The following is a 23,435-nucleotide window of genomic DNA, read 5'->3' on the forward strand; positions in this document are numbered from 1 at the left end:
AGTCCTAGGATCATGCTGTGACCTCAGGGACTCATCCAGGCCGAGGATCTGGACGCCGCCGTTGCCTTGATGGAAGGCCACCCGCACTTCATGTCCGGCGAAGGCGCCACCATCCATATCCACGAAACCCTCGATGTCCCGGGAATGTAGGGCGCCGGGCTTAGAGCATCCCGGGCGGGTGGCTCCCCCAAGGAGCCACCCGCCCGGTGGTCTGTTTAGGCCGATCAGATCAGGAGCCGGCAACCCCCGAGACGCTGGTGATCCAGGCCAGGTTGCCGGCGATCGAGGCGTGGTCGTTGTAGTAACGCGTGTAGTCGGACGGGTTCTGCGGCGGCAGGATGCTGGAGGTGGAGAGCACTCCCACCAGCTTGCCGTTCACGATCAGCGGGCCGCCGGAGTCGCCGCCCAGAGTGTGGCCGGACTGTGACTGCGTTCGAACGGAAGGCCCTCCGTAGGTGTCCACCCCCTGTCCGGCAACCGTGACATTGGCCGTTTTGAGGTAGTAGGACATGGTGCCCGCACCTTCGGTCTGGTCACCCCAGCCGTAGACCTTGGCCGAGGCGCCCGTAGCCGGGAACGAACTGGAGAGCCCCACAAACGAGCCGTAGTGCGGGGTTGAAAGCTTCAGGAGCAGGACATCGCCGGTGCTGGAGGCATAGCGGGCGGCCACGGTTTTCACGGTTCCGCCGGTTTCCAGGTACGTTGTGCCCAGCCTGACGGACTTCAGCGATGTTGAGTTGCAGTGCTTGGCCGTGACGACCCAGCTCGCGGAGATCTGGCTGCCGGTGCAGCCCACGTTGGTCCCGGTGGAATCGAAGGAAATCTGGGCGGCGTAAGGGGCTGCGGAAATCGTGGTGGTGGTGCCTCCGGCGATGTCCGGGCTGGCCGAATCACCGCCGGTTGCGGGTGCAGCGTGGGCGGTCAAGGGAGTCAGCAGGGCAGCGGTCGCTGCGGCCGCTGCGGCCGCGGCCAGGATTCGGGCGATCTTCAAAGCGGGTAGCTCCTTCGCGAGTGGACCCGCAGCCATCAGCGGTCAGCCGTCAGCCGGGTCAGTTCCAGTGGATGGACCGGCCATCGGTGCGGGCGATCCACAGGCGACATTACTGCCAGATGTGAAGTCTGTCACGTTAAATGACAAAATCAGTCAACTACATTTCAGGAGCGGACCACCCGGACTCAGGGATAGCCGGCAGCGGGCTTCGTTTCGATGTAGTTGATGACCAGGAACTCCCCCGCCGGGACGAGTTCCACATACCAGCGCGTCGGCTTGTCCAGGTCCTCCCAGCTGCCTTGCCCGGCAACGGTGGGGCGGTAGACGGCGTCGAACTTCAGGAACGTGCCGCTGTCCGTGGCGCTCGAATCGACCTCCTGCAGCAGCGCAAATGTGCCCCGCCCGCCCGTACCTGCCTCGGCAATGCGGACCGCTGCCAGGTTCTGCTGGTTCATCACCTTGACCGACGCGAAGTATTCCTGCCACGCGACGTCGCTGTGGGTGGTGAACAGGGTTCTCGAATAGGCCTCCGCGTTTTTCGCCGCGAGATCGGCGACGCAGTTTTCCGACACAGCCTTGCCCGGTCTCCACGCCGTGACCAGCTCGGAGCCGGCGTTGAGCCAGCCGCTGTAGGCGTTCAGGACGCTGCCGATGGTTTCGCGCGGAGTGCCCTTGGGGATCCGGACCGGCGACACGTCGTCCCGGCCCACAAAGGGGCACTCCGGCGGAAGCATGGACGCGGGCGTTGCCGGGGCGATGTCCGGCAGCGGCGTCGGCGACGGGAACAGGCTGCATCCGGACAGGCCCGCCAGCAGCGCAATGGCGGCAGCCGCCGTCGTAATTTTCTTCATGGTTCTCCCCCAATACCGCCGCCACGTCCGGACGACGCTGACCAGCCTACCCGCGGATTCCCACCCCTTCAGCCCGGGTAGATGGCCACGGCGCCGGCCTTGATCACGAAGTACACCTGCATGCCCGGCGCCAACCCGAGATCGACAGACGCCGCCGGCGTGATGTCCGCGCTCAGCTGACCGCCGTCCCCGGCGCGGACCCGGATCCCGTCCCCGTGCGGCTCAAGGTCGGTGATGGTCACGGCGAAGGAGTTCCGCGGGCTGCCATGCGCCTCGGTGAGGAAAACGGAAACGGCCGACGGCGGGAAGACCGCCACGCCCGGCTGTCCGGTGGGGAGCGGGCCGGCTACGTCGTGGTGGCCATAGAGGTTGAGGGCGCCTGCCCGCAGACCGTGTTCGGTGATGTGGCCCGCCACAAAGTTGAGCCCGGCGAGGCCGGCCGCGAACCGGCTGCGCGGGCGCTGGAGGACTCCGCGGGTTGGGCCTTCCTCGCTGATCCGGCCGTTCTCGAGGATGACCACACGGTCGGCCAGCATCAGGGCATCGAGGACGTCGTGCGTGATGATGATGGCGCGGCGGCCGGCCAGCACGCGCTTGAGCAGGCGCCGGAGCAGCGGCGCGGCATGGATATCCAGCGCGGCCATCGGTTCATCCAGGAGCAGGAGGCCGGGGTCGGCTGCGAGCGCCCGCGCCACGGCTACGCGCTGCGCCTGGCCGCCGGAGAGCTCGGCCGGGCGGCGGGACTGCAGTTCCGTCGCCTCGACTTCCGCGAGCCACTTCAGGGCGGACTCCTGGGCAGTCTGTTTTGACGCGCCTGCACTCCGGGGCCCGAAGGCCACGTTCTCCAACACGCTCAGGTGCGGGAAAAGCAGCGGTTCCTGGGCCAGGAGGGCCGTGCCGCGCCGGTGCGGAGCCGTCCATTCGCCTCGCCCCGCGCTGAGGTGGAACAGGGTCCTGCCGTCCAGTTCGGCCGTGCCCGAGTCCGGGTGCAGCAGGCCCGCGATGACGTTCAGCAGGGTGGATTTGCCCGCGCCGTTGGCTCCCATAACGGCAACTGTTTCGGCCGGGCCCACCGCGAGGGAGACCTCGAACCCGCGGCCAGCCACGGCGGCCTGAACCGAGAAAGTCACCGGGCTTCACCGCCCGGGGCGCGCGCCGTCGTCGTACGTTGGCCGCTCAGGGTGGGGGCCCGTTCGGCGGCGCGGGGACTGCGGTACGCGAGTGCCACCACAACCACTGCCACCGCCACGAGGACCAGGGAAAGCGCGACGGCGGAATCGGCGTCTGTTTCCCGCTGCAGGTAGATTTCCAGCGGCAGGGTCCGGGTCACCCCCTGGAGGCTGCCCGCGAAGGTGAGGGTGGCGCCGAATTCGCCCAGGCTGCGGGCGAAGGACAGCACCGCGCCGGACGCGAGTCCCGGCAGCACGAGCGGGAGAGTGACCCGGCGGAGCACCGTTGTGGGACCCGCGCCGAGCGTCGCGGCCACCGCCTCGTACCGGTTCCCGGCGGTCCGCAAGGCGCCTTCGAGGCTGACCACCAGGAACGGAAGGGCCACAAACGTCTGGGCCAGGATGACCGCCGTCGTCGAAAAGGCGATCTGCAGGCCTGCCACTTCCAGCGTCCGGCCCAGCATCCCCTGCCGCCCGAACGTGTAGAGCAGCGCGATGCCGCCCACCACCGGCGGAAGGACCAGCGGGAGCAGGACCAGTGAGCGGAGGACGCGCTGGCCGGGGAAGCTACCGCGGGCCAGGACCAGGGCGAGCGGCACACCCAGCACGATGCACAGGACGGTGCTGGCCGCGGACGTGCGCAGGCTCAGTCCAAGGGCTTGCAGCGACGCTTCCGACGTGATCAGCGGGATGAACTGGGCCCAGTTGACCTTGGCCACCATGGCCGCCAGCGGCAGCACCACGAACAGGCCGCCGGCAGCCGCAAGGATGTAAATCCAGCGGGGGACGCCGCCGTATCCGCCGTTCCTGGCCTGTTTCATGGTCTCCTTGGGGGCGGGTTGCCTACGGTGCCGGGTTGCCTGTGGGGCGGGTTGCTACGGGGCGCCGAAGCCAGCCTCACCGAGGGTTTTCTGCCCGTCGGCACCGGTCACCATGGCGATGAAGGCTGCGGCCAGTTCCTTGTTCCGGCTCGAGCCTACTGTGGCGATGGGATAGGTATTGACCGCCTTGCCGGATTCGGCGAACGGGATTCCCTTGACCTTGTCTCCGGCGCCTTTGACGTCGGTGACGTAGACCAGGCCGGCGTCGGCCTCGCCCGAGGTGACCTTGCCCAGGACGTCCGTCACCGATGATTCCTCGCTGACCGGCGAGAGGGTCACACCCGCAGCCTTTGCCACAGTATCCGCGGCGGCCCCGCACGGAACCTGGCTGGCACAGACAACCACCTTGACGCCGGGTTTGGCCAGGTCGGAGAAGGACGCGAGCGACGCCGGATTGGACGGCGGGACGGCGATCTCCAGGACGTTGGTGGCGAAGTTCTTCGCGGTCCCGTCCAGGAGCTTGGCATCGGCCAGTTTGGTCATGTTCTTGGTGTCGGCGGAGGCAAAGACATCCGCCGGTGCGCCCTGGGTGATCTGGGTGACCAGGTCCGAGGAACCGGCGAAGCTCAGCATGACTTTGGTGCCCGGGTTCTTCGCCTCGAAGTCGGTGGCCAGCTGGGTGAACGTGGCCTTGAGCGACGCGGCCGCGAAGACCGTGATGGTCCCGGAGACCTGCCCGGCGGCGTCCGGGGACTGCGACGCGGCGGGCTGTGAGGCCGTGGGCGTCGTGGAAGCGGGTGCGCACGCGGCGAGGCCCAGCATAAGGGCGGCTGAGATGACGGCGGCTGCGCAGTGTTTGCGGGTGCTCAAATGATGCTCTTTCCATGCGGGGTTTCGATGATGACTGTGGTTGCTTTGACCACCGCGGTGGCCACGGAGCCGAGTTCCAGGCCCAGGTCACGGACGGCTTCGCTGCTCATCAGCGACACCACCCGGAACGGCCCGCATTGGAGTTCCACCTGGGCCATGACCTTGTCCGCAGTGATGCCCGTGACGAGGCCAACGAACCTGTTGCGCGCCGAACTCCCTGAACGGTGCGGGTCCTCGGGAAGCTGCGCGAGCTTCTGGGCGTGCCGGGCAAGTTCGAGCCCGTCGACTGCCAGCCGGCCGGCGTCGTCCTTTACCGGGGTGAGGCTGCCGTTCTCTGTCCAGCGCCGGACGGTGTCGTCACTGACGCCGAGGAACCGGGCGGCTTCGGATACGCGAATAGTGGGCATTTCATGATCCTAGTCCGCATTTGCGGGTTTTCTTAGTAGTTTTCGCCGCGTATCCGAAGATGACGCCAATGCTGGTTTCGCTCCCGCTCGAGGGTTCACCTGGGCTGCCTATGGAACGTCCCGGGCCGAAGTCCTACGCTATGTGGAGGGGAGGGGCCGCAGTCGCTGAGGAGCGTTTGTGATGAAGTGGATCAGGCCTGACAGCCCCGACTATGACCCGGCCCGGAAGGTCTTCAACGCCAGCATTGACCGGCGGCCGGCGGTGATTGCCCAGTGTTCAAATGACGCGGACGTGGCCGAAGCCCTGCGCTATGGACGGGCAAATTCCCTCGCCATTGCTGTCCGTGCCGGCGGCCACTCAGTGGCCGGAATGTCCATGAACAACGACGGCCTGGTGATCGATGTCCGGCCCATGAAGTCGATCGACGTGGACCCGGAATCCGGCATCGTCACCGCCGGGGCAGGCGTCACCTGGGGCGAGTTCGACCGCGCCACCCAGGAGCATGCCCTGGCCGTCACCGGCGGGCGGGCCTCCACCACCGGCGTCGCCGGCTTCACCCTGGGCGGCGGATCCGGGTGGCTGGAGCGCTCCTTCGGGTTCGCGTGCGACAGTCTCGTCTCGGTGGACCTGGTGACGGCCGACGGCGAGCGCGTCACCGCGAGCGCCCGGGAAAACCCCGAACTCTTCTGGGCACTCCATGGCGGTGGCGGCAATTTCGGAGTGGCCACGTCCTTCACGTTCCAGGCGCACCGGCTCGGCCCCGTGGTCCACGCCGGGATATGGCTGTGGCCTGGGGAGGCAGCCTCTGATGTTTCCCGGGCGTTCCGGGACCTGGCCCTCGCAGCCCCCGATGGCGTCGGGGTGGGGCTGCTGTACATGACCGCGCCGCCGGAGCCGTTTGTGCCTGAGCATCTGGTGGGAAAAATGGCCGTCGCCATTGGCTACGTCTACGCGGGTGACCCCGAGGAAGGCTCCGAACATGCCCGGCCGTTCCGCGAACTCGGACCGGCCGTCAACCTGGTGGGTGACACAGGCTATGCAGAGTTCAACAGCTCCCTGGATGATCCGCCGGACCACTACAACTACTGGAGCGCGGACTACCACAACGAACTTCCCGATGCGGCTCTGGATCTTTTTGTGGAATCGGCGCGGAACCTTCCCGATGCCACGTCGCAGCAGCTCATCGCCCGCTGGGGCGGCGCCGTGGGCGGGAACGCGGGGGCGGCCACGCCCTTGATCAACCGGAACGCGGCCTGGGTAAGCCACCCGTACGGCATCTCCCCCACGCCCGAGGAAGGCGAGCTGGCCAAGGCGTGGGTGAAGGACTTCCGCGGCAAGATTGCGCCCTATGCCTCGGGCGGGGTGTGGCTCAATTTCATCGGCAACGAAGGCCAGGAGCGCATCCGTGCCGCGTTCGGCAACGGGAACTACGCGCGGCTGGCCAGGGTCAAGCGGGACTTCGATCCACGGAACGTCTTCCAGGGGAACCAGAACATCCTGCCGGCCGGCTCCTGAGCGGCCCTGCGGAGAGCCGCACTAGACTTCCCCCATGGCGATTTACCTGGATCCGCCCGTGTGGCCAGCCCACGGCACGCACTTTTCGCACCTCATCTCGGACATGTCGCTGGCGGAACTGCACGCGTTCGCCGCCGCGGCCGGCGTCCCGGACCGGGCGTTCGACGGCGACCACTACGACGTCGCCGAGCGCCGGTTCGACGACCTCGTAGCTGCGGGCGCCATTCCGGTGGAAGGCCGGATCCTGGTCCGCAAGCTCATCGCCAGCGGGCTGCGCATACCGGCCCGGCAGCGCAACAAGTCCCTCAAGGTCCCGCTGCTGAACCGCTGGCAAACCATCATGCCCGGCCACGACGCCCTCTTCCTGGACCTGCTGGACCGCTGGAGCGAGGACCACCGGCGGTATCACGGCTGCACGCACCTGCTGGCAGTTCTTGAGGCTTTGGACCTGCTCGCGGACCCGGCCGATCCGCCGCGGACCGTGCTGCTCGCAGCCTGGTTCCACGATGCCGTGTACCGCGGGGTCGCCGGCCAGGACGAGGAGGAATCGGCCCGCCTCGCCGAGGAGCGCCTCCCGGACGCGGGGCTCCCGGCCGCCGATGTCGAGGAGGTGGCGCGGCTGGTCAGGCTGACGTCGGACCACCGCCCGGAACCAGGGGACCACGACGGCGCCCTCCTCTGCGATGCGGACCTGTCAGTCCTCGGCGGCGAACCGGAGCCGTACGCCAGGTATGTGGCCGCCGTCCGGGAAGACTATGCGCACATCGGCGACGCCGACTTCGCGGCCGGTCGCGCCGCCGTCGTCCGTCACCTGCTGGAACTGGAACCCTTGTTCCACAGCGACCGCGCCCGGGAACTGTGGCTCGACGCCGCCCGCCGGAACCTGCAGGGCGAGCTGGCCTGACTCTTCGCGCAACCGCCCGAAGCCTTTACGGGCGCCCCGGCCGGTGCAAGACTGCTCGGATGAACCTGCGCATCCAAGCCGTCAGCGTCGACTCCACTGACCCCAAAGTGCCCGCCGACTTCTGGGAGAAGGCCCTGGGGTGGCGCCGCACCTACGAGGTGGAAGACGAAATCGTACTGGAGCCGCCCGCAGGCAGCCCGGCCGACGGCGTCAGCCCGGACCTGCTGTTCGTGAAGGTTCCCGAGGGGAAAGAGCTCAAGAACAGGCTGCACCTGGACCTGCGTCCGGATGACCAGGCCGAGGAGGTGCAGCGGCTGGAAGCCCTCGGCGCGTCGCGCATTTCTGTCGGGCAGGGGCCGGAGGTCACGTGGGCGGTCATGGCCGACCCGGACGGCAACGAATTCTGTGTTCTGCGGGCGCTCCGGTCAGAAGAACTCGAAGCCCAAGGACTGGTCCCCGGGTTCAGCGAAGCCCCTGGGAATGCCGCCGGCTAACGGTACGCGGTAACGAACGGGCTGTTGGTGGGAACAATCTGCTTGCCGAGCGGCATCAGGCTGACCGGGATGAGTTTGAGGTTGGCGATGGCCAGCGGGATGCCGATGATGGTGACCGCCATGGCAATGGCCGTCAGCACGTGGCCGATTGCGATCCAGATGCCCGCCACCACCAGCCAGATGACATTCCCCAGGAGCGGGAACCCGCCCGTCCCGCCCGGCTTGTCCACCACCATGCGCCCGAACGGCCAGAGCGTGTACGCCGCAATCCGGAACGACGCGATGCCCCACGGGATGGTGACGATCAGCAGGCAGCAGATGATCCCAGCCAGGAAATAGCCCAAGGCAAGCCAGAGTCCGCCGAATACCAGCCAGATGATGTTGAGCAGTGTCTTCATCTGTCCATTGTGCCCCGCGGGGTCTGACAAAAACGTAGGGGTCTGCCCTGATTGGCCCCTGATCTTAGGCCCTGGAACTTGGACCGGGCCTCAGCCCTTGGCGGCCTTAACAAACGCGCGGATTTTGTCCAGGTCCTTCACACCACGGGAAACCTCGACGCCGGAGGAGACGTCCACGCCCCACGCGCCTGAGGCTGCAGTGGCGTGCGCCACGGTGTCCGTATCCAGCCCGCCGGCCAGCAGCCACTTGCGGTCCTGGAGCGCCGTCACGTCCACCATGGAGGCATAGTCCCAGGCTTCTCCGGAGCCGGGCACGGCGGCATCAATCAGCAGGATTTCCTCGCCCCAGTCGGCGAACGCGTCCGCAGTGGCTGCCATGGTGACCGCCCTGATCAGCTTCATGCCGGCGTCGTGCACTGTTGTGACGTCTTCCGGCGTGAGGTCCCCGTGGAGTTGGACCCATTTGAGTCCGGCGGAACGGGCAATGGCAATGGCATCGGCAACAGGTTCATGCCGGAAAACGCCGACGGCAACCACGCCTTCCGGCACATCGGCCAGAAGAGTGGAAACCTGCGACGGCGAGACCACCCGCGGGCTGGCCGTCAGGACAAACCCGACGGCGTCCGCCCCAGCCTCCACGGCGGCACTGACTGATTCGGGCGTACTGAGACCACAGACTTTGACGAACATTTTCGGCTCCTTCAGGCTCTGTCTTCGTGACGTCCCCCGGGAGGAGAGTAACAGGGAAGTGCCCCCTGCGCCGATGTGGGTCGGTTCCATTTCAGGCGCCGGACAACACGCGCTCCACCATGGCGCGGCCCGTCTGTTCAAACGCCGTGTCGCCCACCTGGTTGGCCCACACCACCGTGCCGATGGCCTGGTTCAGGTTCTCCAGCCGCCACAGGTCAGCCTCCGCCGGTGCCACCATCTTGTCCAGGCCGGAATGGAACGCGTCCGCCAGGTCGGGCCTGCCAACGAACCGCTGGTGACTGAGGCGCACCAGATCGTGCACCCACGGACGCGGTTCAGCGCGGCCAAAGTCGATGACTTTGATCTGCCCGTTGTCCTGCAGCCAGTTCCTTGGCTGGTAATCGCCGTGAGTTGCCACGAGCTGCGCCACGCCCGGCCGTAGGGCATCCAGTTCCTGTTCAAAGCTTTCCAGTTGCGATTCCGGCAGCAGCCCGTGGGCGCGGTCCATCCACGCCCGGGTCTTTGCCGCGAGGGCTGTTGCGTACGTGCACGAGTCCCCGGCCGGCCGGTGAATCCTCGCCAGCAGCTCCCCCGCCTGGCGGTACGTTTCCGGATCATCCTCGGCCGGAGTCCCTTCGACCAGGACTCCCGGCAGGAACTCCGTAACCAGGATCCGGGCTTCCACGGAGGCATGCCGTAACGCCGGGACGCGTCCGCGGAGCCCTTCGAACCCGCCGGCATGGGCGGCGATCTCGCGGCGGATATGGTGACTTGTGGTGCTCGCCTTGACGATGAACCCTTCGCCCGACGACGTGACAACGTGGAGGACGTTCGTGTCATGCAGGGGCCACGAACAATCCTGCACCACGCTGAATTCCCCAAGCCAGGATGTCAGCAGCCGGCTCTGTTCCTCGGTGATCCCCTGGCGCATTTGCCCAGCATGCCACGCGTGGCCGGGACGCCCAAACAAACTAGGCTGGTCCGATGGAGATCATCCGCTTCGCAGAACTCAGGTCCGAACCGTGGCGCAACGGCGGCGGGGTGACCCGGGAGCTTGCCAGCCACCCGAAGGCCGCCTCGGCGCAGGACGGCGCCTGGGACTGGCGCGTCAGCATCGCCGACGTCAGCAAGGCCGGGGATTTCTCGGCGTTCCCGGGCATGGAACGTGTGCTGACCGTGATCGACGGCGAGCTGCTCCTTCTCACCGTGGACGGCGACGAACACCCGCTGGAGAAGTACCGGCCCTTCAGGTTCTCCGGCGAAGCCGCTGCGCACGGGGACCTGCCCACCGGGGACATCCGCGACCTGAATGTCATCACCCGGACGGGTTCCTTCAAGGGCTTCACGTCCATCATCGAGCTCTCCAAAAAGCGCGCGCACCCGGTCTTTGAGGGCCAGCTCGCTGTACTTCTGCAGGGCCAGGCCGCCGTCAGCACGGGCAACCTCAGCGTCACCCCGGAAGCCGCGGACGCCACCGCGGGCACCGCGGAATCTGCAACCGCCGCGGAAGCCGACGCCGACGAAGCTGCCCCCAGCCCCACGGAACCCGAGGCACTCAACCGGTATGACGCCGTCGTTGGCTCCGATACCGGGACCCCCGAGATTCTGGGCCGCGGCTTCCTGGCCGTGGTGTCGATCGACCGCGTGACTGCCTGATCCAGCGCTGCAGGCTAGCCTCGCCTTCGTTATCTGAGCCTTTCCACACTGGTCAGCGGCACGCGGCGCTCCTAGACTCTGGCTATGACCTCCACACCCTTTAATGCGCTCCTGTCCACCCAGATCGGCAACGAATTCGCGGCCTCGCAGCAGTACATTGCCGTGGCCACCTGGTTCGCCAACCAGGACCTCCCGCAGCTGGCCCGCTACTTCTACCGGCAGTCGGTGGAAGAGCGGAACCACGCCATGATGATGGTGCAGTACATGCTGGACCGCGACATTGAATTCACCATCCCGGGCGTCCCCACCGTGCGCAACGAATTCTCCTCCGTGACCGAGCCGCTGGCCCTGGCGCTGGAGCAGGAGAAGGAAGTGACGTCCGCGATCGAGGCCCTGTTCCGCGCCGCCCGCACCGAGGACGATGCTCTGGGCGAGCAGTTCATGCTCTGGTTCCTCAAGGAGCAGGTGGAGGAGGTCGCCGCCATGACCACCCTCCTGAACATCGCCGAGCGCGCGGACAACCTGTTCGACATCGAGAACTTCATCGCCCGCGAAACCGTGGGCAACGGGGGCCGCGACTCTTCCGCGCCGGAAGCTGCCGGCGGCGCGCTCTAAGGTTCCGCCCCGCCCGGCGGTGAGGTTGGCCACCAACCCGGCCACCCGCCGTCGGGCGTTGCTATGCTGGGAACAAGGCTCCGCACAGGACCCTCCGGACGACGGTTCAGTACCCGGCACGCGACAAGACTGGCCAAAGGATCTGTCATGTCGTGGTTAATTCTCATTCTTTCCGGAGCGCTGGAAGCCGTCTGGGCCGCAGCCCTGCACCGGACATTCCAAGCCTCCGGCCGACGCTGGCTCGCGCCCGCCCTCCTCTTCCTGGTCTCCGTCCTCGCCAGCATGGCCGGCCTCGCCATCGCCATGCAGTCCATCCCCACCGGCACCGCGTACGCCGTGTGGGTGGGCGTGGGCGTGGTGCTGACCTCCGCCTACGCGATCATCACCAAGGCGGAACGTCCGACGACGGCGCGCCTGCTACTGCTCACCGGCATCGCCGCGTGCGTGGTTGGCCTGAAGGTGGTGGCGTAATGAACAAGCGTTCCGCTGCGTGGCTGATGCTGCTGGCCTCCGCCGTGCTGGAAGCCGTCTGGGCCACCGCCCTGGGCCAGTCCGACGGTTTCACCCGGCCCCTGCCCACTCTTGTTTTCGGCGTAACCGCCACCCTGAGCATGATCGGCCTCGGCCTAGCCATCCGCAGCATCCCGCTCGGCACTGCCTACGCCGTCTGGGTGGGGATCGGGGCTGCCCTGACGGTGGGCTGGGCGATGGCCACCGGCGTCGAACCCTTCAGCTTGTTGAAGGTGCTGTTCATCGCGGGGATTGTGGCCTGCGCGGCGGGATTGAAGGCACTGCCGGCGGGCAAGAACACTGAGCCAGCCACCGAGGACACGCCGGCGTCGGGACCCGTGCCCGTCAGGCCAGAGCGCCTCTGATCAGCAGGCTCACCCCGGCAACCAGGCACAGGCTGAGGGCCGCGGGACGGATGGCGGCGGCGGAAATCCGCTTCACCACCCGCCGCGATGCCAGCGCCCCGAGGGCAACGCCCGGTAACAGCCAGCCGGTGAGCAGCAGCTCCTCCATGCCGAAGGAACCGGCGCCCGCCAGGGCAAGCAGCGAGACCAACGACGAGACCAGAAAAAACAGGGAGAGGTTGGCACGGTAGCGGGCCGCGTCCTCGCTCCGGTAAACCACCACAAGCGGCGGCCCTGAGGTGGAGGCAACCGTACCCAGGACTCCGCCGAGCAGGCCGGCCGCGAACAGGGAGAAGCGGTTTTGCGGGATGCGGAACCCCTTGAGTCCGGTGAGAACGCTGGCCACCACCAGGCCGCCGACGATCATTCCGGTCCATTTGCCGTTCAACAGGGGCAATACACATAGTCCGGCAACGGCGCCGGGCACGCACCCGGCAATGGCCACCTTGAGATCCACGTGCCGTAGGCCCCTCCGGTTCTGCCAGCTCACGAACAGCATGACCACCACCGAAACGAGAAGCAGCGGGCCGGGCACCAGCTGCGGGCTGATCATCAGCAGCAGCGGCGAGGAGACGATGCCGAATCCGGACCCGGTGCCGGCCTGTGCCACCACGGCGACGGCAACTATGAGAGCCGCGATGATGAGTTCCGAGGTGGTCATGATGTCCGTTCCTAGATGAATTGCACTCCCACGTAGGCGAGTACTCCGATGAGACCCCAGGAGAGCATGGCGACGACGATCGCCCTGCCGCTGGTGTGAAGAATTGACCGTATTTGCACGGACGCTCCCAGCCCGAACAGCGCCGCAGCGAGCAGAAGGTCCTGGGCGAGCGCAGCACCTTCCAGGACCGCATGCGGCAGGATTCCCAGCGTCCGCAACACGATCATCGCCATGAACCCGGCCACGAACAGCGGGATCAAGGGTGGGAATTTGAGCTTGCCTTCTTCGATGCCGGCGGCCGCCTCGCTGTGCTGGGAACGATTGCGCCGGGAACGATTGCGGCAGCGCTGCACCAAAGCGGCAGCGGTGACCATCGGGGCGAGCATCAGGACACGGGTGAGCTTGATGACCAGGGCCCCGGCCAGGGCCGCGGTGCCTGCCGTCTGCGCCGTCGCGACAACCTGCCCCACGTCATGGACACTGGCCCCCACCCAATGCCCGAACTGCACCTCGTCCAAGCCGAGAGGACCCTTGAGGGCCGGTAGCACGGCGATGGCAAGCGTCCCGCACAGGGTCACGAGCGCGATGGGCACCACGGTGCCGCGGTGATCCGTTCTGGTCACTCCGCTCATGGCCCCGATGGCGGACGCGCCGCAGATGGAAAAGCCTGCGGCCAGGAGCAAGGGCTGGTCCCCCGGAAGCCTGAACGCCTTGCCCAGCAGCAAGGTGCCCACGAAGGTCAGCAGCACGATGCCCACCACGATCCCCAGCGTCGCCCAGCCGAGGGCCGCGACGTCTATGAGGCTCAGCTTCAGTCCGAGCAGCACGATTCCGAGCCTCATGAACCTCTTGGCGGCCAGCACCAGCCCAGGCTGCATGACTCCTTCGACTGCCGGGCCGATCCCGGGCAGGTTGGCGGAAAGGATGCCCAGGATGACGGCCACCGTGAGGAAGGGGAGCACCGGGACGGCCGCGTGGATAAGCCACGCGACGGCCACGGCAGCGGCCGCCAGTGCGAGCCCGGGCAGCCGCCTGTCCCGCAGGCCTCGCGGGAGAAATCCACGCTGTTTGCCGCTTTCTTCCGGCTTGTCGCGTCCTACGGGCGTGGCAACGTCTTGTGTCATGGTCGTCTACGATCCTCCCGGAGCGGGCTTGCGCCGTGCTCAGGCCGGATCTCCTTTCTGTCGAGTACGGAGAGCGACTGCATGGCGCTCAACAGGCCAACGGACGCGATGTCCCCGGCGCTGCAACCACGGGACAGATCGTTCAGGGGCGCCGCCAGCCCCTGCAGGATCGGGCCCACGGCCACGGCTCCCCCGAGCCGTTCGGTGATCTTGTAGCCGATGTTTCCGGCGTCCAGGCTGGGGAACACCAGCACATTTGCCTGACCCGCCACCTCCGAGCCGGGCGCTTTCGCCGCCCCTATGGCGGGGACCAGCGCGGCATCCAACTGCAGCTCGCCATCCACGTGCAGCAGCGGGTGGCGGGTCCGCAGGATTTCCATCGCGGACCTGACCTTGTCCACGTGTGAGTGGATAGCGCTGCCCCGGGTGCTGAAGGACAGCATGGCCACCTTCGGCGACTGCCCCGTCAGCGCCTGGTGCATGGCGGCTGCCGAGGCGGCGATGTCCGCCAGCTGTTCGGCGGAAGGATCGGGAACGACGGCGCAATCGCCGAACGTCAGTTCCCTTCCGTCGGGCAGCAGCATCAGGAACGAGCTGCTCAGGGTGGTGCAGCCGGGGTCCAGGCCCACCACGCGCAGCGCGGCCCGGAGCACCAGCGCCGTGGGCGTCCCGGCACCGGCAACACAGGCGTCCAGATACCCGGCCCGCAACGCGGCCGCGGCAATATGGACCGGTTCCTGACTGGCATGGGTCAACTGCTCGGGCTTGCGGGAGTAAGCCTCCCCGATCAGAGCGGCGATGCTGCTGTCGCCGGCCAGCCCGCCGACGTCGAGGATGGCGTCGCCGGGCAGCACACAGTCCAGTTCGGCCGCCAGCCGCCGGATTTCCTTGGCTCTGCCGATGAGGCGGGGACTGATAATTCCTTCCGCTGACAACGCACTGGCAGCGCGGACGGCACGCTCGTCCTCGCCGTCGGCGAATCCGACCACCCGGCCGCGGCCGGACAGCTCCTGGCGCCAGCGCTCAAACAGTGCACTTCCCGCGGGCGACGCTGCCTGCGGGAGGCGCTTCTCAACAATCGCCGTCGCCATGGTTGTACCTCTCATCTCGAACCTGCGGAGGCCACATCAGGCGAAGAACCGGATGCGGTGGTTTAGGGCTGGATGGCCTTCTCGATGTCGGTGAGCATGCCGTCCACGCCGTGCAGCAGCGCTGACAGGACCTCAGCGTCGGCTACCAGGGGCGGGGAGATCATGATCATGGTGGCGCCGCGGTCGTCGCCGCGCAGGATCACCTTGGTGCGTTTGAAGGACTCGGGGAGCACCTCGCGCAGGACCTTCAGCGACTCTGCTTGGGTCAGTTCGCGGCCGCTGAAGCTGTCCGCCATGAGTTCGATCGCGTAGAAGAAGCCCGTGCCCCGCACTGCCTTGACGCAGCGGTGCGAGTTCTTGAGGGATTCCAGGGCCTCCATGATCCTGGGGCCCTGTTCCTGGACGTTGCCCAGGACGTTTTCGTCGCGCATGGCGGTGATATTGGCGACCGCGACGGCGGTGGACACCGGGTGCCCGCCCCAGGTGGCGCCGTGGGTGAAGACGCCGCCCGTGGAGGAATTGAACAGCTCTTGGACCAGCTGCTCGCGGACGATCAGGCCGCCCAGCGGGGCGTAGCCGGAGGTGGAGCCCTTCGCGAAGGTGACCATGTCCGGGACCACGCCGGTGACGCCGTGGCCGAAGAAGTGGCCCAGCCGGCCGAAGGAGCAGATCACCTCGTCGGAGACCAGCAGGATCCCGTACTTGTCGCACAGTGCGCGCAGTGCCGGCCAGTAACCGTCCGGCGCCACGAGGGCTCCGCGGCCGTTCTGGACCGGCTCGACAAAGATGGCCGCAACGGTTTCCGGGCCCTCTTCGAGGACCACCCGCTCAATGGCGCGGAAGCAGTCGAGCTCCGTGACCGGGCCGCAGTCGCCGGTGAATCCGAGGGTGTTCGGGACGCTGCGGATGCCCGGCAGGAGCTCGCCGAACGGCTCCTTGATCTTGGGCAGCTGCGTAATGGACAGGGCCCCCATGGTGGTGCCGTGGTATGCCATGTCACGGCTGATGACTTTGGTCCGCTGCGGCTGGCCCTGGCTGCGGAAGTACTGGCGGGTAAACTTCAGGGCCGTCTCCACGGCCTCGGAGCCGGAGTTGACGAAGAACGTCGTGCCCAGGTCGCCGGGGGCCAGGTCCGCGATGAGCGCGGCGGCCTCGATGGCCGGCGGGTGCGCCGAGCCCCAGTTGGAGGCGTAGGCCAGGGTGCTGATCTGCTCGCTGGCGGCCTTGGCAATGTCCTGGCGGCCGTGGCCCATGTTCACGCAGAAGAGACCGGCGAGGCCGTCCAGATAACGGTCCCCCTCGGTGTCAATGAGGTAGCTTCCTTCGCCGCGGACAAAAATCGGGAACTCGCTGTCCCAGGTGTCCTTGCGTGTGAAATGGGGTCCGAGGTGGCGCCGGGCCTGGGCCCGGAGTGTTGAGGCGTCCAAGACTATCTCCTTCTTGTCGAGGTGAGTAGCGATGATCGAAGCCTAGGCTGGGGGCCACCCCGGGCATCAGGGCCACATGGTGCCCGTCTGACGGGTCCAGTCTGGTCCCGTCAGTCGACGCGCATCTGGTGCTTCTGGTCCCATCCTGGACCGGACCATACTTCGATAATGCTGCGCAGCCCGCGCAGCGGACTTACTTGCAGCGCAACCCATCAACAACCCGGAGGTCACAATGAAGATCGGCATCCCGAAGGAAATCAAGTCCCACGAATACCGAGTAGCCGTCACGCCGGCCGGCGTCCACGAGCTCGTTGCCCACGGCCACGAGGTGTTCATCGAGGCCGGCGCCGGAGAGGGCTCGTCCATCTCCGATGATGCGTACACGGTAGCGGGAGCCACCATCCTTCAGACGGCCGACGAGGTCTGGGCCGCCGCCGATCTGCTGCTTAAGGTCAAGGAGCCGATCGCCGAGGAATACCACCGCATGCGTCCGGACCTGACGATCTTCACGTACCTGCACCTGGCCGCCGACGAGGCCTGCACCCGGGCCCTGCTCGACGCCGGCAGCACATCCATTGCCTACGAGACGGTCCAGCTCGAAGACGGCTCGCTGCCGCTGCTGTTCCCCATGAGCGAGGTGGCCGGCCGGCTGGCTCCCCTGGTGGGCGCACAGTGCCTGACCCGCCCCGAGGGCGGACGCGGCGTACTGATCGGCGGCGTCTCCGGCGTGGCACCTGCCCGCGTGGTCATCATCGGCGCCGGCGTGTCCGGCATGAACGCCGTTGCCGTGGCCGCCGGCATGTGGGCGGACGTGGTCCTCTTCGACAAGAACGTGGACAAGCTGCGCGCCGCGGACCGCATGTACCAGGGCCGGGTCCGCACCCTGGCTGCCAACCAGCTCGCCATCGAGCAGGAGGTCATCCAGGCCGACCTGGTCATCGGCGCCGTTCTGGTCCCCGGGGCCAAGGCACCCAAGATCATCTCCAACGCGCTGGTCTCCCGTATGAAGCCCGGCAGCGTACTGGTGGACATCGCCATTGACCAGGGCGGTTGCTTCGAGGATTCGCACCCCACCACGCATCAGGAACCCACCTTCCGCGTCCACGGCTCCGTCTTCTACTGCGTGGCCAACATGCCGGGCGCCGTCCCCCATACCTCCACCTACGCGCTGACCAACGTCACGCTTCCGTACGTTCTGCAGATCGCCGACAAGGGCGTGGAGCGGGCCGTGGCCGAGAATCCTGCACTGCGCGCAGGCCTGAGCACCCTGGGCGGCCGCCTGACCAACACCGCGGTCGGCGCGGCGCATGGCATCGACGTCGTTGATTCACTGGAATCTTTGGCCCGTAGCTAAAGTACAAAGAGAAATTCTTGGCGGGGGAGTTCATACTGAACTCCCCCGCTTCTTTCGGTCCTGATACTTCATCGCGCTGCTTGGGAGGCGAATCGTGCCACGGACACTCATAGAGATTGACCGCAGTTCCAGCGAACCCCTGTACCGGCAGGTCCGCCGCGTCATCGAGCACGGCATCGCCGTCGGTATCTTCGATTCACGCCGCAGGCTCCCCAGCTCCCGCGAGCTGGCCGCCGAGCTCAAGGTTGCCCGCAACACCATCAACCTGGCCTACCAGGAGCTGCTCACCGAGGGCCTGGTGATCAGCCATGAGCGCAGCGGGATCTTCGTCAACCCGGAAATGCTGGCCGCGGCCGAGGCCGAGGTGCCCGCCACGGATTCGATGATCGATTGGTCCTCCCGGATGCGGCGCTACGCCGACGAAGACATCCCGGAGGTGGAAAAGACCCCGGACTGGTACACCTACCCATACCCGTTCGTCGCCGGCCAGGTGGATGTCAACAGCTTCCCTGCCACCGCCTGGGTGCGGAGCCTGCGCGAAGCCCTGTACCAGCCCCACCGCTTCGCCAGCCTCCAGGACAGCGTAGGCGCGGACGACCCCATGCTCATCGAGATGATCCGCCGCCAGATCCTTCCCGCACGCGGCATTGAGGCCGGGCCGGATGAAGTCCTCATCACGGTGGGCTCCCAGCAGGGTCTGGACCTGCTGGCCAGGACGCTGCTCGGCCCCCACCAGCGCGTGGGCATCGAGAACCCCGGCTATCTTGACGCCCGCCACATCTTCCTGCGCACCGGCGCCCAGGTCTACGGCATCGACGTCGACGGGGACGGACTCTGCCTCCCCGGGACCCTTAGCGGCACCGCCCTCCTGTATGTCACCCCCAGCCACCACCACCCGACCAACGTCACGCTGAGCATGGAGCGCCGCCGTCGTCTGCTCAAGCTCGCCGCCACTTCCGGAACGGTGCTCATCGAGGATGACTACGACAGCGAATTCCGCTATGAAGGCAGCCCCAGCCCCGCGCTGAAGGCGCTGGACTCCACCGGCGACGTGCTGTACCTGGGCACATTCTCCAAGTTCCTCTCCCCCGGGCTGCGGCTCGGGTTCCTGGTAGGGCCCGCGGAACTGATCACCGAATTGCGCCGCGTGCGGCGGTACCAGGTGCGCCACCCTCCCGGGCACATGCAGCGCGCCCTCGCCCTGATGATCGACAGCGGCGACTACCACCGCGCCCTCCGCCGCCACCGCCGGCAGCTGAAGACGCGCTGGGAGACGGTCACCGAGATCTCCGCGCAGTGCCTGCCGTGGGAGCAGGGCCCCTACCCGCCCGGCGGCGTCAGTCTTTGGGTGGAGGGGCCACCCGGGCTGGATGCCTTGGAGTTGGTCCGCGCCGTAGAAAAGCGCGGAGTGCTCATTGAACGTGGCGATATTTATTTCATCCAACCGGACGCACCGCGGAATTGCTTCAGGATTGGTTTTGGCGCCATTCCCTCGCGCTCAATTGCGGAGGGTTTGGCAGTGGTCGGCGAGGAAGCAAAGATCCTGATTGCCGGGAGAGACGGCAGACCCAAAATCGCCGCTGGATAGCGGCCTGACGGGGCCCATCAGACACCAGAACGGCTGATGCCCCGCTGCGGGCGCTGTTGTGGTCCGGCAGGCATGCGGCGGAGAACATTGCCGCCAGACATCCCGGTATGCCGTGGGGCACCAGCTTCTGGTAGCCCCACGGCAGCAGCCGGCCGCGCCTTAGCCTGGGCTTAGACGCGGGGAATAGCCATGTACTTGGTCTCGAGGAATTCCTCGATTCCGACCCGGCCACCCTCGCGGCCCAGGCCGGAGGCCTTGATGCCGCCGAAGGGCGCCGCAGGGTTGGAGACAATTCCAGTGTTGAGCCCAACCATGCCAACTTCAAGGGCGTCGCCCATGCGGAAGCCCCGGTCCACGTCCTGTGTGAAGAGATAGCCCACCAGCCCCCACGGGGTGTCGTTGGCCAGCCGGGTGACTTCCTCTTCGGTGTCGAAGGGAACCACAGGAGCCACGGGCCCGAAGATCTCCTGGCTCATCAGGTCGGAATCCGGGCTGACGCCGGACAAAACAGTAGGAGTGTAGAAGTAGCCGGGGCGGTCCGGGCGGGAGCCACCGCACACCACCGTGGCGCCCTTGGACACAGCGTCGTCCACCAGTTCCTGCATTTTAGTGAGTGCCTTCTCTTCGACGAGGGGCCCGACGTCGGTGCCGGAGTCGGCTCCGTCGCCCACCGAAAGGGCACTGAGGCGGGCGGCCAGCCGTCGGGCGAATTCGTCCGCGATGGGGCGCTGCACAAAGAGCCGGTTGGCTGCCGTGCAGGCCTCGCCCATGTTGCGCATCTTCGCGGCGACGGCGCCATCCACGGCGCGGTCCAGGTCAGCGTCCTCGAACACGATGAACGGGGCGTTCCCGCCCAGTTCCATCGAGGAGCGCATGACGTGCTGCGATGCCTGCTGGAGCAGGCGCACGCCGACTTCGGTGGAGCCCGTGAAGCTGACCTTGCGGGCGATGCCGCTGGCCATCCAAGGCGACACCACCTCCGCAGCCTTGGTGGTGCAGACAACGTTGAGCACACCCCTGGGCAGGCCGGCCTCGATCAGGATGTCCACGAGCGCCAGGGAAGACAGCGGGGCGAGGTTGGCGGGCTTGAACACCATGGTGCAGCCGGCCGCGATGGCCGGGCCGATCTTCCGGGTGCCCATGGCCAGGGGGAAGTTCCACGGCGTGACCAGCACGCAGGGGCCCACGGGCTCCTTGGAGACGAGGATGCGGTTCTTGCCGTCGCCGGTGGTGGTCAGGTCGCCGCCGATCCGCACGGCCTCCTCGGAGAACCAGCGGAAGAACTCCGCGGCGTAGGCCACTTCGCCCTTGGCCTCCGGGAACGGCTTGCCCATCTCGGAGGTCATGATGAGAGCGAGCTCATCCTGGCGGGCCGTGATCAGGTCGTAGGCACGGCGGAGAATCTCGCTCCGCTCGCGCGGCGAGGTCTTGGCCCATTCCTTCTGTACGCGGCCGGCGGTTTCGATGGCCCGGCGGGCGTCTTCGGGACCGCCGTCAGCTATCGTGGCGATGACCTCTTCAGTGGCGGGATTTACGACGTCGAAACGGGCCCCGGACGCCGCTTCGGCCCATTCGCCGTCGATGAACAGGCCGGTGCTGACCGTGGCGATGGCGTCAAGCGCCTGCTGCGAGGTCCGGGAGTTGGTCGTTGACTGGATACTCATGAGCGTCCTTTTCTATGGGGTCGGGCCGAGAAATCTGGCCCTGTCGCGGCCGGGCCCTGGAAGACTGAGCTGCTGGACCAGCACCGTGCAGGAGGAGCCGTAAGTCAGGACCACGGCGTCCGCCTCCGTCTTGCTGCAACTCCAGAAGCAGGCCTGTGGAGGCCTCCACACGGAAGACCTCCACAGGCAAGGCTGGACTGACCTGAGGATTTACACGTAGTCCTTGTACTTCTCGAGCGTACGGACCGGCTTCGCGAGGGCATCGCGGCGGAAGGGGTCTCCCAGTTCGCGGGTGCACATAATCTCGATGACCGTGGTCTTGCCCTCTTCCATCTGGGCGGCGAGCGCACGCTTGAGAGCGGGGCCCACCTCGTCGAGCTGGTCGACCACGATGCCTTCGGCTCCCATGGTCTGGGCCATGGCGGCGAAGCTTTCGCCGTTGTCCAGTTCGCCGGCAATGAAGCGGCGGTTGTAGAACTCCACCTGGTTCTTTTTCTCCGCACCCCACTGGCGGTTGCGGAAGACGACGGCGGTAACCGGGATGTCGTGCCGCACGGCGGTGAGGACTTCGCCCATGCTCATGGCCCAGGCGCCGTCGCCGGCGTAGGCCACGGCGGGACGGTCCATGGCCGCGGCCTTGGCGCCGATCATGGTCGGCAGGGCGTAGCCGCAGTTGCCGAAGCTCATCGGGGCGAAGAAGCTGCGCGGTTTCTCGAAGCGCAGGTAGCTGTGGGCCACGGAGTTGATATTGCCGATGTCCGTGGAGATCATGACGTTCTCCGGCATGGCCTTCTCGAGCTCGCGGAGGACCTGGCGCGGGGACAGCCAGTTGCCGTCCTCGTTCTTGTGCTCCTCGAGCATGTCGAGGCTGTACTCATCCTTTTCGTGCGTCCACGCGGTGAGTTCCTCTTCCCAGCTTTCCTTCTCAGCCTTGATGGTGGCGGCACGCTCGGCCTTCGTGGCGTCGCAGGCGAGGGTGAGCTGGTCCAGGCGCTTGCCCAGTTCAAGTGCCACGGCCTTGGCATCGCCACAGATGCCCACGCTGATCTTCTTGACCAGGCCCAGCATGGTGTGGTCGGCGTCGATCTGGATGATCTTCGCTTCGGTGGGCCAGTACGCCTGGCCGTACTGCGGCAGGGTGCCGAACGGGCCCAGGCGGGTGCCGAGGGCGATCACGACGTCGGCCTGGGAGATGAGCTTCATTCCCGCCTTGGATCCCTGGTAGCCCAGCGGTCCGGCCCAGAGCGGGTGGCTGGCCGGGAACGAGTCGTTGTGCTGGTAGCTGTTGACCACCGGGGCGCCCAGGCGCTCGGCCAAGGCCTTGCATTCCTCGACGCCGTCGGCCATGACGACGCCGCCGCCGGAGACGATCACAGGGAACTTGGCCGTGGCGAGCAGGGCCGCTGCCTCGTCCAGGCTCTTGGTGCCGCCGGCGCCGCGGTCCACGCGGCGCGGCTGCGGGATCTCCACAGTGATCTCGCCGTAGAAGTAGTCACGCGGGATGTTCAGCTGGGTGGGGCCGTTTTCAGACATGGCGCGGTCGAAGCAGCGGCCGGTGAATTCGGCCATGCGGGCCGGGTGGGTCACGTGCCCCTGGTATTTGGTGAATTCCTGGAACATGGGCAGCTGCTTGGCCTCCTGGAAGCCGCCGAGACCGATGCCCGTGGTGCCGGCTTCCGGCGTCACGATGACCACGGGGCTGTGCGCCCAGAATGCCGCGGCGATGCCGGTGACGCAGTTGCTGATGCCCGGGCCGTTCTGGCCGATGACAACGCCGTGGCGGCCGCTGGCACGGGCATAGCCGTCAGCCATGTGGGCCGCGCCCTGCTCGTGGACCACCGGAACCAGGCGGATGCCTGCGGGGGCGAAGATGTCCATGGCGTCCATGAAAGCTGAACCCATGATGCCGAAAATATCAGTGACGTCGTTGGCGACCATGGTCTCCACGAAGGCCTCCGAGGGTGTCATTTTCTGCACGCCCTTGGCGACTTCGCGGGCGGTCTTGGCCGGCGATGCCTGGGCCGGGGCGCCTTTGCCCTGCCCCTCGGATGAGTCGGTGACGAGCGCTTCTGCCGTGCCGTCGTCGGCAACGGATGAGAGTTCGACGGTGTCTTGGCTCATGATGATTGCTCCTCCTCCAGGATTTCGCCTAGATACGTTTGATTATAAAAAATGGAACGTAGCGTTCCTGTTTTGGTGATGATGCCGAGATTATGGCAAAAGAACAACA

The 23,435-nt window shown here is 66.9% G+C and carries 24 protein-coding genes and 1 riboswitch; of the genes, 9 read left to right on the top strand and 15 right to left on the bottom strand.

Going from position 1 to position 23,435, the window contains the following annotated elements; genetic code table 11:
• Positions 1-229: 229 nt before the first annotated feature.
• From NG701_RS14690 to NG701_RS14715, 6 genes are all read right to left on the bottom strand, one after another.
• The gene (locus NG701_RS14690) at positions 230-991 is read right to left on the bottom strand and encodes a S1 family peptidase (protein ID WP_252568543.1); all 762 of its coding nucleotides are present in this window, start codon (positions 989-991) and stop codon (positions 230-232) included.
• A gap of 185 nt (positions 992-1,176) precedes the next feature.
• Positions 1,177-1,842 (bottom strand): hypothetical protein, encoded by a 666-nt coding sequence (locus tag NG701_RS14695; RefSeq protein ID WP_252568544.1) that lies wholly within the window; start codon positions 1,840-1,842, stop codon positions 1,177-1,179.
• Between the two features lie 68 nt (positions 1,843-1,910).
• Complete coding sequence (locus tag NG701_RS14700; protein ID WP_252568545.1) at positions 1,911-2,972, bottom strand: sulfate/molybdate ABC transporter ATP-binding protein; 1,062 nt, start codon at positions 2,970-2,972, stop codon at positions 1,911-1,913.
• On the bottom strand, positions 2,969-3,832 hold the full coding sequence (locus NG701_RS14705; RefSeq protein WP_252568546.1) for an ABC transporter permease: 864 nt from the start codon (positions 3,830-3,832) through the stop codon (positions 2,969-2,971). The genes NG701_RS14700 and NG701_RS14705 overlap by 4 nt, the downstream gene beginning before the upstream one ends.
• Before the next feature lie 54 nt (positions 3,833-3,886).
• On the bottom strand, positions 3,887-4,654 hold the full coding sequence (gene modA, locus NG701_RS14710) for a molybdate ABC transporter substrate-binding protein (protein WP_252568688.1): 768 nt from the start codon (positions 4,652-4,654) through the stop codon (positions 3,887-3,889).
• Between the two features lie 44 nt (positions 4,655-4,698).
• Positions 4,699-5,109 (bottom strand): TOBE domain-containing protein, encoded by a 411-nt coding sequence (locus NG701_RS14715; protein WP_056341185.1) that lies wholly within the window; start codon positions 5,107-5,109, stop codon positions 4,699-4,701.
• Positions 5,110-5,290: 181 nt separating this feature from the next.
• Between NG701_RS14715 and NG701_RS14720 the strand changes: the two genes are divergently transcribed.
• The 3 genes from NG701_RS14720 to NG701_RS14730 are packed head-to-tail and all read left to right on the top strand — an operon-like array spanning position 5,291 to position 8,023.
• The gene (locus NG701_RS14720; RefSeq protein WP_252568547.1) at positions 5,291-6,625 is read left to right on the top strand and encodes an FAD-binding oxidoreductase; all 1,335 of its coding nucleotides are present in this window, start codon (positions 5,291-5,293) and stop codon (positions 6,623-6,625) included.
• A gap of 34 nt (positions 6,626-6,659) precedes the next feature.
• On the top strand, positions 6,660-7,529 hold the full coding sequence (locus tag NG701_RS14725) for a DUF4031 domain-containing protein (RefSeq protein WP_252568548.1): 870 nt from the start codon (positions 6,660-6,662) through the stop codon (positions 7,527-7,529).
• Positions 7,530-7,588: 59 nt separating this feature from the next.
• Positions 7,589-8,023 carry a VOC family protein gene (locus tag NG701_RS14730; protein ID WP_252568549.1) on the top strand — a complete coding sequence of 145 codons (435 nt, stop codon included), beginning with the start codon at positions 7,589-7,591 and terminating at the stop codon, positions 8,021-8,023.
• Here NG701_RS14730 and NG701_RS14735 read toward each other — a convergent pair.
• From NG701_RS14735 to NG701_RS14745, 3 genes are all read right to left on the bottom strand, one after another.
• Positions 8,020-8,421 (bottom strand): YccF domain-containing protein, encoded by a 402-nt coding sequence (locus NG701_RS14735; protein ID WP_252568550.1) that lies wholly within the window; start codon positions 8,419-8,421, stop codon positions 8,020-8,022. The genes NG701_RS14730 and NG701_RS14735 overlap by 4 nt on opposite strands.
• Before the next feature lie 90 nt (positions 8,422-8,511).
• On the bottom strand, positions 8,512-9,111 hold the full coding sequence (locus tag NG701_RS14740) for a phosphoribosylanthranilate isomerase (RefSeq protein ID WP_252568551.1): 600 nt from the start codon (positions 9,109-9,111) through the stop codon (positions 8,512-8,514).
• A gap of 91 nt (positions 9,112-9,202) precedes the next feature.
• Entirely contained in the window at positions 9,203-10,042 is an 840-nt protein-coding gene (locus tag NG701_RS14745) for an aminoglycoside phosphotransferase family protein (protein WP_252568552.1), read from the bottom strand.
• Positions 10,043-10,095: 53 nt separating this feature from the next.
• Between NG701_RS14745 and NG701_RS14750 the strand changes: the two genes are divergently transcribed.
• From NG701_RS14750 to NG701_RS14765, 4 genes are all read left to right on the top strand, one after another.
• The gene (locus NG701_RS14750) at positions 10,096-10,767 is read left to right on the top strand and encodes a HutD/Ves family protein (protein WP_252568553.1); all 672 of its coding nucleotides are present in this window, start codon (positions 10,096-10,098) and stop codon (positions 10,765-10,767) included.
• A gap of 84 nt (positions 10,768-10,851) precedes the next feature.
• Positions 10,852-11,382, top strand: coding sequence for a ferritin (locus NG701_RS14755; protein ID WP_252568554.1), 531 nt, complete (start codon positions 10,852-10,854; stop codon positions 11,380-11,382).
• Positions 11,383-11,454: 72 nt separating this feature from the next.
• Positions 11,455-11,520: riboswitch (guanidine-III (ykkC-III) riboswitch) on the top strand.
• 9 nt (positions 11,521-11,529) lie between these two features.
• Positions 11,530-11,853 (top strand): DMT family transporter, encoded by a 324-nt coding sequence (locus NG701_RS14760; protein WP_252568555.1) that lies wholly within the window; start codon positions 11,530-11,532, stop codon positions 11,851-11,853.
• Complete coding sequence (locus NG701_RS14765; RefSeq protein WP_252568556.1) at positions 11,853-12,257, top strand: DMT family transporter; 405 nt, start codon at positions 11,853-11,855, stop codon at positions 12,255-12,257. The genes NG701_RS14760 and NG701_RS14765 overlap by 1 nt, the downstream gene beginning before the upstream one ends.
• Here the strand turns inward: NG701_RS14765 and NG701_RS14770 are convergent.
• The 4 genes from NG701_RS14770 to NG701_RS14785 are packed head-to-tail and all read right to left on the bottom strand — an operon-like array spanning position 12,238 to position 16,599.
• On the bottom strand, positions 12,238-12,957 hold the full coding sequence (locus tag NG701_RS14770; protein ID WP_252568557.1) for a sulfite exporter TauE/SafE family protein: 720 nt from the start codon (positions 12,955-12,957) through the stop codon (positions 12,238-12,240). The two genes, NG701_RS14765 and NG701_RS14770, sit on opposite strands and share 20 nt — an antisense overlap.
• Before the next feature lie 11 nt (positions 12,958-12,968).
• Positions 12,969-14,081, bottom strand: coding sequence for a YeiH family protein (locus NG701_RS14775; RefSeq protein WP_252568558.1), 1,113 nt, complete (start codon positions 14,079-14,081; stop codon positions 12,969-12,971).
• Positions 14,078-15,187 carry a phosphotransacetylase gene (locus NG701_RS14780; RefSeq protein WP_252568559.1) on the bottom strand — a complete coding sequence of 370 codons (1,110 nt, stop codon included), beginning with the start codon at positions 15,185-15,187 and terminating at the stop codon, positions 14,078-14,080. Before NG701_RS14780 ends, NG701_RS14775 begins: the two co-directional genes overlap by 4 nt.
• Before the next feature lie 47 nt (positions 15,188-15,234).
• A complete protein-coding gene (locus NG701_RS14785; protein WP_252568560.1) occupies positions 15,235-16,599 on the bottom strand; it encodes an aspartate aminotransferase family protein in 1,365 nt (454 codons plus the stop codon).
• A 232-nt stretch (positions 16,600-16,831) separates the two neighbouring features.
• On the opposite strand from NG701_RS14785, the gene ald reads away from it, so the two are divergent.
• Both ald and pdxR read left to right on the top strand, forming a co-directional pair.
• A complete protein-coding gene (gene ald / locus NG701_RS14790; RefSeq protein ID WP_252568561.1) occupies positions 16,832-17,953 on the top strand; it encodes an alanine dehydrogenase in 1,122 nt (373 codons plus the stop codon).
• A gap of 94 nt (positions 17,954-18,047) precedes the next feature.
• Positions 18,048-19,541, top strand: coding sequence for a MocR-like pyridoxine biosynthesis transcription factor PdxR (pdxR, locus tag NG701_RS14795; RefSeq protein ID WP_252568562.1), 1,494 nt, complete (start codon positions 18,048-18,050; stop codon positions 19,539-19,541).
• Between the two features lie 170 nt (positions 19,542-19,711).
• Here pdxR and NG701_RS14800 read toward each other — a convergent pair whose 3' ends face one another.
• Positions 19,712-21,205: an NAD-dependent succinate-semialdehyde dehydrogenase gene (locus NG701_RS14800; protein WP_252568563.1), complete on the bottom strand. Its 1,494-nt coding sequence runs from the start codon at positions 21,203-21,205 to the stop codon at positions 19,712-19,714.
• Positions 21,206-21,415: 210 nt separating this feature from the next.
• Positions 21,416-23,326 (bottom strand): sulfoacetaldehyde acetyltransferase, encoded by a 1,911-nt coding sequence (gene xsc / locus NG701_RS14805; protein ID WP_252568564.1) that lies wholly within the window; start codon positions 23,324-23,326, stop codon positions 21,416-21,418.
• Positions 23,327-23,435 lie beyond the last annotated feature (109 nt).

It is taken from the genome of Pseudarthrobacter cellobiosi (genome assembly GCF_023913815.1).
GTDB lineage: Bacteria > Actinomycetota > Actinomycetes > Actinomycetales > Micrococcaceae > Arthrobacter > Arthrobacter cellobiosi.